Source organism: Cohnella abietis, from assembly GCF_004295585.1.
Classification (GTDB): domain Bacteria; phylum Bacillota; class Bacilli; order Paenibacillales; family Paenibacillaceae; genus Cohnella; species Cohnella abietis.
This window is the reverse complement of sequence record NZ_AP019400.1, coordinates 2,745,987-2,761,765: the sequence shown is the minus strand read 5'-3', so window position 1 is coordinate 2,761,765 and position 15,779 is coordinate 2,745,987. Positions and strand designations below refer to the sequence as shown.

General features: G+C 50.5%; 10 protein-coding genes. All 10 read right to left on the bottom strand.

The annotated features are described in order from the left end of the window. Positions 1–286 precede the first annotated feature (286 nt). Positions 287–1,093, bottom strand: a complete 807-nt coding sequence (gene iolB / locus KCTCHS21_RS11575) for a 5-deoxy-glucuronate isomerase (protein WP_130607862.1) — start codon at positions 1,091–1,093, stop codon at positions 287–289. Next, positions 1,094–1,969, bottom strand: a complete 876-nt coding sequence (fba, locus tag KCTCHS21_RS11570) for a class II fructose-1,6-bisphosphate aldolase (RefSeq protein WP_130607860.1) — start codon at positions 1,967–1,969, stop codon at positions 1,094–1,096. A 37-nt stretch (positions 1,970–2,006) separates the two neighbouring features. After that, on the bottom strand, positions 2,007–3,467 hold the full coding sequence (locus KCTCHS21_RS11565) for a CoA-acylating methylmalonate-semialdehyde dehydrogenase (protein ID WP_130607858.1): 1,461 nt from the start codon (positions 3,465–3,467) through the stop codon (positions 2,007–2,009). Between the two features lie 21 nt (positions 3,468–3,488). Beyond that, positions 3,489–4,484 (bottom strand): 5-dehydro-2-deoxygluconokinase, encoded by a 996-nt coding sequence (iolC, locus tag KCTCHS21_RS11560; RefSeq protein WP_130607856.1) that lies wholly within the window; start codon positions 4,482–4,484, stop codon positions 3,489–3,491. A 23-nt stretch (positions 4,485–4,507) separates the two neighbouring features. Continuing rightward, complete coding sequence (gene iolD / locus KCTCHS21_RS11555; RefSeq protein WP_130607854.1) at positions 4,508–6,373, bottom strand: 3D-(3,5/4)-trihydroxycyclohexane-1,2-dione acylhydrolase (decyclizing); 1,866 nt, start codon at positions 6,371–6,373, stop codon at positions 4,508–4,510. A gap of 123 nt (positions 6,374–6,496) precedes the next feature. Next, a complete protein-coding gene (locus KCTCHS21_RS11550) occupies positions 6,497–9,634 on the bottom strand; it encodes an alpha-mannosidase (RefSeq protein ID WP_130607852.1) in 3,138 nt (1,045 codons plus the stop codon). A 32-nt stretch (positions 9,635–9,666) separates the two neighbouring features. Further along, positions 9,667–10,422 (bottom strand): sugar phosphate isomerase/epimerase family protein, encoded by a 756-nt coding sequence (locus tag KCTCHS21_RS11545; RefSeq protein WP_232058166.1) that lies wholly within the window; start codon positions 10,420–10,422, stop codon positions 9,667–9,669. After that, the gene (locus KCTCHS21_RS11540) at positions 10,419–11,357 is read right to left on the bottom strand and encodes an aldo/keto reductase (RefSeq protein ID WP_130607850.1); all 939 of its coding nucleotides are present in this window, start codon (positions 11,355–11,357) and stop codon (positions 10,419–10,421) included. The genes KCTCHS21_RS11545 and KCTCHS21_RS11540 overlap by 4 nt, the downstream gene beginning before the upstream one ends. A 24-nt stretch (positions 11,358–11,381) precedes the next feature. Next, positions 11,382–14,435: a glycoside hydrolase family 2 TIM barrel-domain containing protein gene (locus KCTCHS21_RS11535; protein WP_130607848.1), complete on the bottom strand. Its 3,054-nt coding sequence runs from the start codon at positions 14,433–14,435 to the stop codon at positions 11,382–11,384. Between the two features lie 26 nt (positions 14,436–14,461). Then, entirely contained in the window at positions 14,462–15,751 is a 1,290-nt protein-coding gene (locus tag KCTCHS21_RS11530; RefSeq protein ID WP_130607846.1) for a glycoside hydrolase family 125 protein, read from the bottom strand. Positions 15,752–15,779: the final 28 nt, after the last annotated feature.

The following is a 15,779-nucleotide window of genomic DNA, read 5'->3' as shown; positions in this document are numbered from 1 at the left end:
AGTTGATTAATAATCTGAATAGTCGGAATATTGTTGCTATAGCAGTAAATTCCACTGTAATTTTTTCTCAAGATTATATCGCAGATTAGAGGAAATATCAAAACATACTAATATATGGTTAGCGGAAGTAACTTATCGAACATATGGCCAACGAACCCAATAACTCTTATTTGCCCAAAATTTAATGGGGGCTGTACGTAGACATAGCAAAAAGCTGCCCCTAAGTTACCTTATGGGACAGCCCCTGCTCGCTTTTGTAGTTAGCCGTTTACACTATCAGCTTGGCTCAAGCTTTTACTAACCATTCGTGATCCTTATCATTGTGAAACTTCCACAATCTCTTCGGTCCTGCCATTACGTTCAAATAATAAACCTCGTAGCCAGGAGGGGCCGATACCGGATGGTATCCCCGAGGTACCAATACCGCTTCTCCGTTGTTCACAGCCAGCGTTTCGTCCAGCGACCTGTCATCGGTATACACCCTTTGAATGGCAAAGCCTTGCTCTGGCTGCACGCGGAAATAGTAAGTTTCCTCCAGCAACGATTCGTCAGGCAAAGCATCCCGATCATGCTTATGAGGGGGATAGCTGGACCAATGTCCTTCCGGTGTAAACACTTCAACCACCAACAAGGAATCCGCGGGCTCCCCTTCGGGTAGAATGTTATGAATTTGCCTTTCGACGTTGCCCTTCCCTCTCGTCTCGACACCGACCTGCTCTGGGGAAATCAATCGAGCCTCATGCGTGCCTTTTCCAGGAGCGGAGCAGACCGCTATCTCCACATCAGTCAAAGCATTTATCTCATAGATATCCTCATTAGGGACATACACCGAGTAAGGCGGCGTTTTCTCAAACACGCTCATCCGCTTTCCTATATTAACCCATTCCGCATGAAGAGTTCGAACGCTTGCCCTACCGCTAAGCAGCACCAGACATACTTCCTTCAAATCCGTACGTCGCTCTACTTTATCTCCCGCTTGAAGACGTAACACTTCGAAACCGACGTAAGTCCATCCTGCGGATTCTGGCGTAATAGCTAGGACAGAACCGTCCTCACTAGCCTGCTTAAGGGGCTTTACAATAAGTTCAGACATTTAAACCTCTCCTCCCGCCTTGCCTGTGCTCCCGAATAGACGTATTTTCGCGATAACGGATGTTTGAATAGCTTTCCTAGCTGGTATCAGATAATGACGCGGATCGTAAGCCTCAGGATGCTCCTGCAGGTAGGAACGAATAGCTGCGGTGAATGCGATTTGATTATCCGTATTCACATTGATCTTCGCGGTTCCTAGTGAGATAGCCCGACGGATTTCCTCATCCGGGAGTCCGCTTCCGCCGTGCAGAACAAGGGGAAGACCCGTTAACCGCCGAATTTCTCCCATCCGGTCGAAGCCTAGCTTAGGTTGGCCTCGATATGGACCGTGAACGGAGCCAAGCGCAGGCGCTAAGCAGTCGATGCCTGTCTCGTCAACGAGGCGTACGCAATCTTCCGGAACGGCGTACATGGCTTCCGCTTCATCGACGACAAGATCGTCCTCCTGCCCGGTTATCCTCCCGAGCTCAGCTTCCACAGTCGCGCCAAGCACATGGGCCGCTTCCGTCACGCGCTGCGTAATTTCGATGTTTCGCTCCAGTTCATGGTGGGACGCATCGATCATGACCGACGTGAACCCGGCGTGAAGCGCACGAATGCAGACATCATAGGTAGAACCGTGGTCTAAGTGAAGTGCAACCGGCACGGTAATATCGTAATGCTCGATCAAAGACTTGACCATGGCTGCAATGAAGGGTAGGCCGCCCATGTAAGGAATATAAGCTTCGCTTACGCCTAGAATGACTGGCGACCTCTCCTCATTCGCGGCGAGCAATATCGCCTGCGTGAATTCAAGGTTATTCAGGTTGAACTGACCGACCGCGTATTGTCCGACTAATGCTTCTTGAAGCATTGCTTTCATCGATACGAGAGCCAATGGATTCACTCCTTCCGTCTACAGTTATGACTGCTGCTTACCAGCGAGCCGTCACCATTTTCTTGCGCGTATAGAATTCCACTCCGTCGGTACCGTTGGCGTGCAGATCACCATAGAACGATTTCTTCCAGCCCGAGAACGGGAAAAATGCCATCGGCGCGGGTACCCCTAGATTAATGCCGAGCATTCCAGCATCGATGTTCTCACGGAATTGCCGAACGTTGCTGCCATTTTGGGTGAATAGGCAAGCTCCATTAGCAAAATCAGATTGATTGGAGAGCTCTATCGCTTCCTCCAGTGTATTAACGCGCGCAATGGACAAAACCGGCGCGAAGATTTCGTCTTTCCATATTTTCATTTCACTCGTGACTTTATCGAAGATCGTTGGTCCGACGAAGTAACCTTCGCCGTTGACCGCCGTATCGGTGCGTCCGTCACGAAGCAAAGTAGCCCCTTCGTTCTCGCCTGACTCGATATAACCGAGCGCGCGATCCTTATGCTGACCGCGAATGACTGGACCTAAGAATACATCTTTATCCATTCCATTGCCGATCGTCAGTTTATCGGCAGCTGCAACCAGCTTCTCGATGAGCGGATCCGCTACCTCGCCAACGGCTACTACGACCGCGCAGGCCATGCATCGCTCGCCCGCCGACCCGAATGCGGCGTTTATGATTTGCTGCACCGTTCCGTCCAAATCGGCATCCGGCATGACAATGCTGTGGTTTTTGGCACCTGCGAGCGCCTGAACTCTTTTACCGTGAGCGGTTCCGGTTTTGTACACGTATTCCGCGACTGGTTGGGAGCCGACGAACGATATCGCTTTTACATCCGGATGCTCGAGTAGCCCATTCACGACATCGTGCGCGCCATGAACCACGTTAAGAACGCCGTCCGGTAAACCTGCTTCTTTGAATAGCTCGGCCAAGCGGTTCGCAAGCAACGGAGTGCGCTCGGAAGGCTTGAGCACGAAAGTATTTCCGCAAGCAATAGCCAACGGGAACATCCAGCAAGGAACCATCATCGGGAAGTTAAACGGCGTAATGCCTCCAATAACACCGATTGGATAGCGATACATACCGGATTCAACGTTCGTGGCGATGTCCGGAAGCTGCCTTCCCATCATTAACGAAGGCGCACCGGCCGCGAACTCCACGCACTCGATGCCTCTTTGAACCTCTCCGTAAGCTTCCGAGTAATTTTTACCGTTCTCTTGAGTGATGATTCGGGCTAGCTCGTCCCAATTGTCGACGAGGAGCTGCTGGTATTTGAACAGCACTCGGGCTCTGCGCGGAACCGCAGTACGACTCCATGATTCAAAAGCTTCTTTGGAGTTCAATACCGCTGCGTCCACGTCTTCCTTAGAAGACAGAGGAACTTGGGCGATTATTTCTCCGGTTGCCGGATTGAATACCGCATCGGTATTGCCTGAAGCGGATGCGACCCATTGGCCGCCGACAAAATTTTTGAGCGCTACGGGCGCGTTGATCTGAGTCATATTGAGTATTCCCCTCTCCATTTAAGCATTCTTGGAATCGCGAATGAAATCTTCTACTTGCTTAACCCTCGGCATGGCATCCGAACAGCTATGGCTGGAAATGACGATAGAAGCGCAAGCGCTACCGAATTCCATGCTGCGGCCGATACTCCATCCCTGCATAAGTCCATATATGAAACCTGCGGCGTAAGAGTCGCCCGCTCCGAAAGTTTTGATGACCTTCGCAGGGAAAATCGAACCCCGGTGTGAGCTTCCATCTTTACCATAAGCAATCGATCCGTCTTTGCCGTGCTTAATGACGACGATTTCTGCGTGGTGGCCGAACCATTGCGCGGCCGTTACTTCATCGCTTCGTTCTGCGTTGCCGTCGAACTGCTCCAGCATGTCGAACTCCTCGCGGGTTCCGATAATAATGTCGCTTTTTTCTGCTGCTGCGTGATAATAAATCGCCGTTTCCTGTGGGTTGGTCCATGTATAAGGGCGGTAATCGATATCGAATACAACCTTCGTGCCGTGCTTGCGTGCATACCGGAGGGCCAGCAGCACTGCTTCCCGCGAAGGGCTCTTCGCAAGAGCCGTTCCTGATACGAGAAGCACTTTACTTGCGGCGATCAGCGATTCGTCCACTTCGCCAGGTTCAAGTCTCAGATCGGCAACGTTATCTCGGTACATCAGGATACTGCAATCCTCTGGGCTTTTAATTTCCGTAAAGGCCAAGCCGGTCACGGCCCCGGTCCGATCCGTTATGACGTTTGACGTTCCAATGCCGTTGTCGTGCAAATACTGGACGATAAACCGACCCATTTGGTCGTCGGCAACTTTCCCGATAAAGGCCGTCTTCATGTCCAAACGCGACATACCAATAGCGATATTAGCTGGAGAACCGCCGACATATTTAGTAAATGTCATCGTCTCTTCCATCGGACGATTGATTTCGTTAGCGTTCAAATCGATGCATAGCCGACCGATCGCCACTAAATCGAGCGATTTGTCGGTTGTGAATGCTATGGGCTCCATCGAGATCCCTTCTTTCTTGTCCGTTAGTAAGGCCGAGCCGCTTGAATCTTCTTCTGCATCTCGGCATGCGCCTTCAAAACCTTATCATCCGTGGACACTTCTGGCACACCTACGTTCCACCAAGAATCGTAGCCATCGGTGTTCGTACCCGGTAGCACCTTAATCTCAACAAGAACAGGACCTTGCTCGGCTTTCGCCTGATGCAGCGCATGCTCCAATTCCACCGCATTGCTTGCGGTGTAGGAAGCGGCACCCAAGCTGCGTGCATGGGCCGCGAAATCGATCGGCATATAATTGCCGTTCAACCGTCCCGTCTCCTTGGAACGGAAACGGAACTCGTTGCCGAATCCATCGCTGCCATGTCCGCGCTGCAGGTTATGGATGCATTGGTACCCATGGTTGTCGAACAATAGCACGGTTAGCTTAACGCCTTCCTGAATCGCGGTCACAAGCTCCGAGTGAAGCATTAGGTAGCTTCCGTCGCCTAAGACCGCATAAACTTCGCGCTCCGGCTCCGCAAGCGCCACGCCGAATGCACCGCTGACTTCGTATCCCATACAGGAGAAGCCGTATTCCATATGATAAGTTTTCGGTTCGGTCGTCCTCCATACCCGGTGCAGGTCGCCTGGTAAGCTTCCGGCAGCCGCGACGATGACGTCCTTCGATCCGATGAACGAGTTAATGATGCCTAAGGCGCGCGTTTGATTGAAACCCGTGGAGCTCTCCAGCGAATAAAGGCGGTCAACCTCTCCATCCCACTCCACCTTGAGCTCCTTCACGTAACCTTCCGCGTAATCGGAACGATAACCGTCTTTTGATAATTGCTTGTGGAGGGCCGTGATGGCTTCCCTAGCATCCGCGGTAATGTACTCCGCTTGCATCTTCACCGAGTCGAATGCGCTAATATTTAAGTTCAAGAATGCGACATTCGGGCTGCGGAAAGCCGATTTGGAAGCAGTCGTGAAATCGGAGAACCTCGTGCCCACCCCGATAATCAAATCTGCTTCCGCCGCAATCCTGTTCGCTGCCAGGGTGCCGGTAGTTCCGACGCCTCCAAGGCTAAGTGGGTGATTCCAAGGAACGGCGCTTTTGCCGGCTTGCGTCTCCGCTACCGGTATGTTGAAAGCTTCAGCGAACGCGAGCAGTTCTTTCTCCGCTCCCGAGTAATGAACGCCGCCGCCTGCGACGATTAATGGTTTCTTCTTGCTAGCAATCAGATTAACAGCTCTCTGAAGGGCTTCGTGCGAGGCAGGACGGCGATCCAGATAATGAACTCGCTTGTCGAAAAAGTCCGCCGGATAATCGTAAGCTTCCGCTTGAACATCCTGCGGCAGAGCCAACGTTACAGCTCCGGTATCCGCAGGATCGGTCAGCACACGCATCGCCTGAAGCAGCGACGACATCAGCTGTTCCGGACGGACAATGCGATCCCAGAACCTGCTTACTGACTTAAACGGGTCGTTGGCCGATATCGAGTAATCGCTTGGGACTTCCAATTGCTGCAATACGGGATCCGGCTGGCGGGAAGCGAAGTTGTCGCCCGGCAAAAGGAGCACTGGGATGCGGTTTACCGTAGCGGTTGCCGCGCCAGTAATCATATTGAGCGCACCAGGTCCGATTGACGTCGTGCATGCGAAAATTTGCCTACGGTTTTTCTGCTTGGCGTACGCTGTTGCAGCATGAACCATCCCCTGCTCGTTCTTACCTTGTAGGAAAATCAGATTACCTGATTCCCTTTCGAGCGCTTCGCCAATACCCGTTACGTTGCCATGTCCGAATATACCCATAACTCCGTGGACGAATTTGGTTTCTTCTCCGTCCATAGAAATGTACTGTTGATCCAGAAATTTCAGCAAAGCCTGTGCCATTGTCAATCGAATGGTTTTCATTAGCAAAACCTCTATTTATTATAGATTTGAGTAATTCCTAATCAGATAAAGAAAGAGGAAGCCCGCAATTCCTTAGGGAGCTTGCGAGCTTCAGGCTTAAATCCAGTTTCCTTGCCCGAAGAATTAGACTTGGAGATGAACGATAAAGGTTTTGATTTCATAAGGCTTAAGCTCGAACTCGGCATCTGTAGGTAAAGCAGCTCCGATAGGCTTTTCCATGAGATCACATTCTTGTAAGGAAACAATGTGGAAGTCGCTGCCCAACCGAACCGTCGAGCGAACACCGGCGAATTCATGGACACGCAGCACGAGATAATCTCCATCTTCCGCTTTTTTCACCGCATCCACCATTACGTTAGAGGCGGATAAGCGGAACAATGAGAACTTGTCCCTAACGGGAGTTCCTTCATAAGCTGTCAATGGATTGTTGAGCGACCAAGCTTCTTGAACGGTGCCGCCTGCATACCAATCTCCTTCATGCGGGAAGAGCGCATAGACGAATTCGTGCTCTCCAATATCGGCATCCGGGTCCGGGCTGATGGCCGACTTCAACAAGGACAGACGGAGAACGTTATCCTTAATGTCATAGCCGTATTTGCAATCGTTCAGCAGGCTCACGCCGTAACCACGTTCTGACAGGTCAGCCCACTGGTGCCCGACAGTCTCGAATCGTGCCCAATCCCAGCTCGTATTCCAATGCGTCGGACGCTTGACGTTCCCGAACTGAATATCGTAAGTAGCTTCCGTTGAACGAACGTCTACAGGGAAAGCAACTTTCAGAAGCTGTTGATGCTCCTGCCAATCAATATGCGTGCGGAAATCTATCCGTCTGCTTCCGGCGTAGACCGTCATTTTCTGCGTAATCACGGACTTCGCGTAATTCCATTTGAACTCAACGGTCGCAGCCAAAGGTCCCGCTTCCACAAGCTCCGCGGAAACCAATTCGGAAATTTCCCGCATTTTCTCTTGGTAGAAAATATCGACGTCCCAAGCTTCGAAGTTAAGCGGCTTGTCCTCGAATACTTGCAGGACGTTGCCACGGGAATTTTGCGCAAGCACGTTACGACGATTGTCCAGATCGTAAATCCGGGACAATTGTCCAGCTTCGTTCCACTCGATCTCATAATGAGGAGTCCTCAGCACGCGTCCTTCGTTATGGAAAGGAATCTCTACCTCGGCAACAGAAGATGATTCAGCCTGATAGTGAATGGAAGCCAGTCCTAACGAAGGTACCTTGGAGGCTGCCACTATCCAACGGCCATTGGATTGTTGGGATAATAAGGCATTCCCCTCCGCATCCGTCCATACGCTTCCGGCAGGAGCTTTGTCTCCCGTGACGACGAGCAAATCATTGCGTTCCCAAGGCGAGCTATTAAGAACCGTCAACGTTCCTTCCTTTTTCTGCCCCCCGACGACAGCTGCCGCTTCGTTCCAAGCGTCCGTTACGATCGACAACGCCTCGGCATACTCCTCGCGACTGTCTTCATAAACTTCCTTAATCGAGGAACCCGGAATGATATCGTGGAACTGGTTGCGCAAAATAATCGTCCAGCCCTCATTCAGCTTCTCTTGGCGATACTCGCTCCAATTCCCTTGCAGTACGCTTGCCAATGCGCTAACCCATTCCGTCTCTCGATAGAGAAGCTCCAGCTTCCGATTCATCCGTTTATTGTAAGCCTGACTCGTGTAAGTTCCCCGATGGTACTCAAGGTACAGCTCACCGTCCCAGGTATGAACGTAACGATCCGTTTCTTTGAAAGTTTTTTGCAGCCGCTGGAAGTAATCATCCGCGCGCCCCGGCTTCACGTTCGGCAACCCTGGCATTGTATCTAGCCGGCGACGCATTTCGAGCATTTCCCGATTTACGCCTCCGCCGCCATCTCCGTAGCCATAGGATAAGAGCAATTCTTGATTCACTTCTTTTTCCTGGTAGCCTTCCCAAGCTCCTTTTACCGTCTTGGCTGTGACTAAGCCGTTGTACGTATAGAAGAAGGAGTTGGCTTCCTCCCAATCATCCGGTGTCGTGATGAAATGCGTAAGCACTTCCGATCCGTCGATTCCCCGCCATTTGAACGTATCGTGTGGCATTCTGTTGAATTGGTTCCAGCTGATTTTGGTTGTCATGAACGTATCGAAGCCGGATTTCTGTAAAATTTGCGGCAATGCCCAGCTATATCCGAATACGTCGGGTAGCCACAAATATGTGCTTTCCACGTCGAATTCTTCACGCATGAACCGGGTTCCGAACAGGAATTGTCTGACCAGCGATTCACCCGACGTCAGATTGCAATCGGCTTCGAGCCACATGCCTCCGCCGATTTCCCAACGCCCTTCGCTCACGCGCTCCCGGATTTGCTCGTAAATCTCCGGGTAGTCTTGTTTAATGTAGGCGTACAATTGCGGCTGCGTCTGCAAGAACACGTAGTCCGGGAAGCGTTCCATCAAGCGAAGGACCGTTGAGAACGAGCGGGCGCATTTCTCGCGCGTATGCTTCAATCTCCAAAGCCAAGCCACATCGATATGGGTATGACCAATGGTCGTAACTGTAACGGGATGATGCTTCTCAAAACCGTTCAGTTCCGCCAGCAATTGTTCGCGAGCATCATAAACGGATTCGCGATAAGCTTCCGAACCCGGTTGGGACCAATCCACCTTAAGAAAAGCACGGTCGAGCGCTTTAACGAGACCCACGCGGTCGGGATGAGCTACACCAAGCGCTTGAATCGTTTCTAGCACGGCACGACCCGTATAATAGAAATCGTCGATTCTTTCATCTAGCCAACACAGCTCGGCCCGGTTCACCGTGTGCTTCATTTCGCGCGGCTTACCGCCACCATCGAGACCCGACCACAATCGAATGTCCATTGTGCCAGTCGTTCCAGCGGCTTCATCCGGAAGGAATACTTCTTGATGGTTGGAATCAACGCCTTGGTACGGAGCGCCGTTCCAGTAAAGCAGCGACTCGAAGCCGTCGTTGTTTCCTCCACCCGTCTCTCCGAAGTCGAAACGTCCGAGCACTGTTTTGCCTGCCCATTCGCTAGGAATCTCGATGCTACGGGATAACCAAATATAACGATCGCGGCCTTTCCATGTCTCGCCTGTTTTTAATTCGAACGTTGGCGATCCTACAGGAGGCCGGGCTGCCGTAGCTCCGATCTCATCTTCAACGGCGGAGAAGCTTACCAATGGAATAGCGTCGCGATAACGTGTATCGTTTAATTCTTGAAGCCTCGCTTCCAGCTTCTTTTCTGTGAACAACATATTTATCCTCACCTTTCTCCCCGGATATCAACTCAAAGCGATTTCTCAAGCTTCAACAAATTTTCTAAGCTCAAAGCCAAGCTATCCATCGGATTGCCCGGACAGTAGTCCTGCTCCACCGCAAACCATTCAACGCCGCTATCCAGTCCCCATTTCAGAATCGGAGCGAAGTCGATCAGGCCGGTTCCGATTTCGGAGAAATATTGCCGACCATCAGAGGTCATGTCCTTGAGATGAAGAATCGGCATGCGGAAAGCATAATTCCGAATAAAGGATAGCGGATCATGGCCTGCCTTCATAACCCAATAAGTATCGATTTCGGCATGAATTGCTGGATCATCCAGCAAATATTCCAGTGCAAATTTCCCGTCGATCTTCGTGTGAAATTCAAAGTCATGATTGTGATAACCCACTCGGTATCCCTTGCCGTCAACCTCAGCGGCAACCGCCAGCAAATCTTTCTTTACGCTCTCGTATCCCTCGGGCGTCTGCAGACCGTCCGGCAGTGAGTGGCAGATAAAATCTTTTGTATTGAACAAGCTTGCTTCCTCCAGCACTGCCTTCAGATCATGCTTCATTCGCTCTAAGCCAACATGCATACCCGCTACTCGTAAGCCTGTTTCCTTCAACACGGCTTCGATATCCCGAGCGGGATGTCCATGCAAACCGTCGATTTGAACGGCCGCCCATCCCATTTTACTTAGATCTTTAAGAACACCCTCGAAATCCTTCTTCACTTCGTTCCTTAAGGTGTACAGCTGTGCCGCAAGCTTATGTCTGATCATCATTGAATATCCTCCACTTTCAGATCTAGCCATTCAACTTCCCGCGGGCTCAGTTCAAGATTCATAGACTCGATCGAGGAATAGAACTCCTCAGGATTTCGAGGACCGATAATCGCGCAAGTCGGAAAAGGCTGATAAAGGACGTAGGCAAGAGCAATTTGGATCGGAGTCACGCCCTTTTCTTCCGCTAACTTAACGGCACGGCGATATCGCTCCCAGTTATTGTCGCTGTAATATACTCTGACCATCTCTTCGTCCGTTCGATTGTCCGGTGAGAAGTTCCCGGAGAAGAATCCTCCCGCTTGCGCGGACCAAGCTAATAATGGCAATTGATTTTTGACGTGCCATTCGCACGCTGCCTCATCCGCAGAGATAGCTCCCGCCCACCTAGCTTCTAGAGGCTTGGCCAAGCTTAAATTCGGGCTGTTGAAGGAAAAGCCAGTCAAGTTTCGTGAAGCTGCGTATTCGTTTGCTTCCTGAATTCTTTTGTGTGACCAGTTCGAGGCACCGATGGCTCTAATTGTCCGCGCTTGAAGATGCTCATTCAGTTCTTCGATGATAGGGCCGACCTCAACGGTCGGATCATCGCGGTGAAGCGCATATAGATCGACGTAATCGGTACCGAGTCGTTCTAGGCTCTCTTTCAAGTCTTTGCGAATCGCCTGGGGATTCACGCGAGGCCCTGGGCTCCCGTCATCGTGATGAGCGCCTTTCGTTAAAATGACCAGCTGTTCCCGAAGTCCCGTCTCAGCCAGCCATTGGCCGAGAACGAGCTCCTTGCCCCGATATTGATGAGCGGTATCGAAGGCGTTGCCTCCGGCCTGGATATACGCATCTAGCATGATCCGTTGCGGATCCTCCAATTTCCGTAAATCCCCTGTCCCCATGAATAACCGCGAAATCTTTTTATCAACGCCTTGAATTTGGATATATTTCACTCGCGAGTCCTCCTTGAAGTTCCTCTATTCGTCTTCTTTAAATACGGGAGTGAGGCTTAGCTCATATTGAAATTCCTTATCGTTCAAACGGTACGCTTCCGCAAGCACCGGTCCGCAGGAGTTCGATCCGACTCCGCTCATTTTGTAATCGAGGTGTACGATCGTATTCTTACTTTTCATCTTCGCAAGCTCCCAATCGTGCTGCGCTTCGGTTAAGTCTTCCGGCGAAAAATGGGAAGCGTTGAAGGAGAAGCCATTCTGCGTAGAGAAGCGAAGGCCCATGCCTTGCGCGTTGGACACGATGGCCCATTCGGTTCCATACCTGGAGCCGTTCTCTTGTGGCATGATATAGTTCTCGAACATTTCATCGACCGTTGTCAGGAATTGGCCCCGTTTTACGCTTTGGCGTTTGTCTACATAACTCTCATGCGGTCCGAAGCCCGAGTATTCAACCTCTTCCATGCCCGGAGGCATCGATAGCCGAAGACCGAAACGTGGAAGGTAAGGATATGGCAATTCCGCTTGGACTTTAACGTTCAAAATTAGGCGAATCTCCCCCGATACGTTAACGTTCCAGCATAATTCTCCGGAGAGAATCGATGCTCGGCTGTCCGCAGAAATGGAAAATCTGCTTCTGATCTCCACATTCCCGTCATTTGTTTTAGCCCAATTGCAATGGTACGTCTTCATAGCAGCACGGTCGTAGCCTTCCTCGAGCCACTTCTCTTTCACGTGCATATCGTTATCCGTCGGCGCCCTCCAGACCGTAAATGCTGAAGGAGCGTCCAGCATGTTCACTCCGTTCCTCGAAATACGGTGTACAGTTCCGGACTCCAGGTCGAAAACATGACGGAAATCAAAGCCTTCGACGGTTAGCCAACGTCCCGTCTCTTCCGTTTGCAATGCAGGAGATGGCTTGACCGAGACATCACGGACGTCATCGCCGATCTCCAAACTCGGCTTATCACACTTCCATTCCATCTGCTCGAATGAAATCTCATGACCTGCTTCGGCCCATCGCGTCTCCTCTTTTAACCAAATGGAGAAAGTAAGCACGTAACGTCCAATGAACGTTTCGGGCAAGTTAAACGGCAAAGTCATAAGGCGAGAGTTTTGCGGCAAAATTCCTTCTGTATCGAGCTGTCCCTGTTGAATCAGCCTTCCGTCCAGCTCTATTTTCCAGAAAACGCCCACATGGGAAAGGTCGATAAAATCATAGAGGTTTGTCACCTTAATCTCGCCGACTTTCAAGTCGTGCTCCTCGATCCGAACAGGCGCGAGCACCTTCTTCAACTCGAGAAGTCCCGTATGCGGCTTGCGATCCGGTGTAACTAGCCCGTCGATGCAGAAATTTCCATCATTAGGCTTATCCCCGAAATCTCCACCGTAAGCAAAGAAAGGCGTGCCGTCCTTCGTCTCCGTTGCGATACCATGGTCGTTCCATTCCCATACGCAACCACCGATAAGCTTCGGATAACGATAAATGACGTCCCAATAGTCCTTTAAATCTCCTGGGCCATTGCCCATCGCATGGCTGTACTCGCACAAGAAGAGAGGCTTGACGTTGTTCTCGTCTTTAGCGTAAGCTTCGATTTCTTGAACCGAAGCGTACATACGGCTTTCCAAGTCCAAACAATCTATTTGCGAGCTGCCCTTATAGTGCGGAGCTGCGCCTTCATAATGAACCGGAATCGATGGATCGCGTTCTCTAATCCATTCAGCCATCGCGATGTGATTGGCTTCATATCCCGACTCGTTACCCAATGACCACATGACGACGCATGGGTGGTTCTTGTCCCTCTCCACCATTCGAACCGCGCGATCCATGAAAGCGGCCTTCCAGTCGGGATCGCGTGAGATAGAGTGCGCGGATCCTTCTATGTGTCCGGTTCCGATTCCGTGACTTTCCAAATCAGCTTCGTCCACGACGTAAAACCCATACTCGTTGCATAGATCCATGAACCGGGAATCGTTCGGATAATGAGAGGTACGGATCGTGTTCACATTATGTTTTTTCATCAAAATAAGATCTTTGATCATATGGGTTACCGGAATCGTCTGCCCGAGCTCCGGATGAGAATCGTGCCTGTTTACGCCCTTGAGCTTAACGGCCTGACCGTTGATACGAAACACGCCACCTTCGACAGTCAATTGCTTGAACCCAACCGGAAACCGCAGTACCTCGCTGCCACCGCGAACGTAAAGCTCGTAGAGATAAGGCGTCTCGGCGCTCCACAATTTCGGATCGTCTACCTCGAAACGTAGAGTCCCTTTACTATCGATTAAGGCGTTGACCGAAGCTACGACTTTCCCTTCGACATCCATTAAATCGGCGCTTACATTCAAGTGCCCGTTCGTCTCGATTTCCGTCGTCAGAACGACTTTCCGAAAGCCGTCTTCGAACTTTTGCTTATTGAACACGTCCCTTACGTGGACGCAATCACGCGCAAGCATGTACACGTCGCGGAAAATACCTGAAAATCGCCAAGAATCCTGATCTTCCAAATAAGAACCGTCGCACCATTTTAATACCATAACTGCAATCTTGTTTTTCCCCGGCTTTAGGAGAGAAGAAACGTTAAACTCCGAAGGCATGCGGCTGCCTTGGCTATAACCGGCGAATTGTCCGTTTATCCAAAGGTAGAAACAAGCATTAACACCTTCGAAAACAATATACTTCTCCTTCTCATCCCACTGGTTCGAAATATTAAACTCTCGAACGTAAAGTCCGGCTGGATTATCATTGGGGACGAAAGGAGGATCGTTAGGAAAAGGATAATCGATGTTCGTATATTGAAGCTGATCATACCCATTTACTTGCCAGCAAGACGGAACGATTAAATCGTCCCATGTGCTCACGTCGGCAGTTTCCTCATAGAACGGGTCAACGACGTTTAAGACGCTCTTGTGGTACTTAAACTTCCATGCACCATTTAAGGTTTGATATACGGGGGATCTCCCCCGCTTTCCCGACTTGGCCGAATTTTCATCCACGAAGGGGATGTAGGCAGCTCGCGGAGCCTCCCTGTTCACTTGGAGAACGTTCAAATTCTCCCAATAACGATCTAAGCGAATCATCGATGTTCCCTCCTGCCATAAAAGAATTACCCTTTATTAAAAAATCCTCTTGCCATCAAGCTGTACAGCAATTCGCCGAAAAGACTATTTGCCCAAGCGAACCAAGGACGTGTATAGCTTGACGGGTTATCCGGATCGAATCCTTCGTGCATATATCCCGTATCCGCATCCGTCCGCTGCAGCATTTCCAGCAGCTCGCCGATTTCTGCATCATCCCGTGCGGTAAGCGCCTGCATCGCCAAACTGATCGGCCAGATAAAGCCCTCGGGCGTATGCGGGCTTCCGATTCCCTTAGCGAATTTTCCCTCATGGTAATAAGGGTTATCGCCGCTTAACACAAACTTGCGTGTGTTCTGATAGATCGGATCATCGAATGTTGTGTAACCCAAGTAAGGGATCGATAGCAGACTCGGCACATTGGCGTCATCCATCAGATTGTAGTTACCGAAGCCGTCCGTCTCATACGCATAGATCTTTCCGTACTTCGGATGAAGATAGGTACCGTAGTTTTGAATACCAAAGTCGATCTCTTCCCTAAGCTCTGACGCGAGCTGAATGAGTTCGGCGTCATTCCATACTTCCATGGCGATCTCCTCGATATAACGAAGAACGACGACCGCGAACATGTTAGAAGGAATGAGATATCCGAACGTGCAAGCATCGTCGCTCGGACGAAACCCTGACCAGGTCATACCTGTATAATTAACTGGCATTCCCATTCGGTTGTTCCGCAGCGTGTCGCTCGGAGGACAATTGATTCGGGCAAACCGGTAAGGCGACAGCTCGGCATGCCTTTGTTCTATTTTCCACAAGTTCAATATCGCTTGAACCGCAGCTCGGAAGGCTTCGTCAAATATTTCGGTTCTGCCTGTTTGTTTCCAATAGAGATAAGAAAGCTGAATGGGATAGCAAAGCGAATCAATTTCGTACTTTCTCTCCCACACCCAAGCATCAAGCTCAGTCAGATCCTCGTCATAACGATTATCGTTTGCTTCTTCATTAAAGGCGTTAGCATAGGGATCGATATGAATATAAGCGATCTGCCGGCGAATTAATCCTTCAATCAAGTGCTGAAGCTCCTTGTCTCCGTTGGCAAGCGGCAAGTAATGCCTCACCTGTGCGCTGGAATCTCTTAACCACATAGCCGGAATATCTCCGGTAATGACGAAGGCTGATTGATCCTCCAGCAGCTTCGTAGTCGTTTCTAACGTGTTCGGAAAACATTTCAGGAACATGTCCAATAGCTTCGGATGTCCGGCAAGAGTTGAATGGGCTTCTTGTAGTAAATCCGAAACCGAATTGGGAAGCTTCTTCATTGTTACTTCTCTCCTTCCCCGTCTGTCT

What these genes read in the sequence shown, in the direction of transcription:
- iolB (WP_130607862.1), bottom strand. Translation starts at nt 1,093, where the DNA reads ATGTCTGAACTTATTGTAAAGCCCCTTAAGCAGGCTAGTGAGGACGGT.
- KCTCHS21_RS11535 (WP_130607848.1), bottom strand. Translation starts at nt 14,435, where the DNA reads ATGATTCGCTTAGATCGTTATTGGGAGAATTTGAACGTTCTCCAAGTG.
- KCTCHS21_RS11530 (WP_130607846.1), bottom strand. Translation starts at nt 15,751, where the DNA reads ATGAAGAAGCTTCCCAATTCGGTTTCGGATTTACTACAAGAAGCCCAT.
- KCTCHS21_RS11550 (WP_130607852.1), bottom strand. Translation starts at nt 9,634, where the DNA reads ATGTTGTTCACAGAAAAGAAGCTGGAAGCGAGGCTTCAAGAATTAAAC.
- KCTCHS21_RS11565 (WP_130607858.1), bottom strand. Translation starts at nt 3,467, where the DNA reads ATGACTCAGATCAACGCGCCCGTAGCGCTCAAAAATTTTGTCGGCGGC.
- KCTCHS21_RS11545 (WP_232058166.1), bottom strand. Translation starts at nt 10,422, where the DNA reads ATGATGATCAGACATAAGCTTGCGGCACAGCTGTACACCTTAAGGAAC.
- iolD (WP_130607854.1), bottom strand. Translation starts at nt 6,373, where the DNA reads ATGAAAACCATTCGATTGACAATGGCACAGGCTTTGCTGAAATTTCTG.
- iolC (WP_130607856.1), bottom strand. Translation starts at nt 4,484, where the DNA reads ATGGAGCCCATAGCATTCACAACCGACAAATCGCTCGATTTAGTGGCG.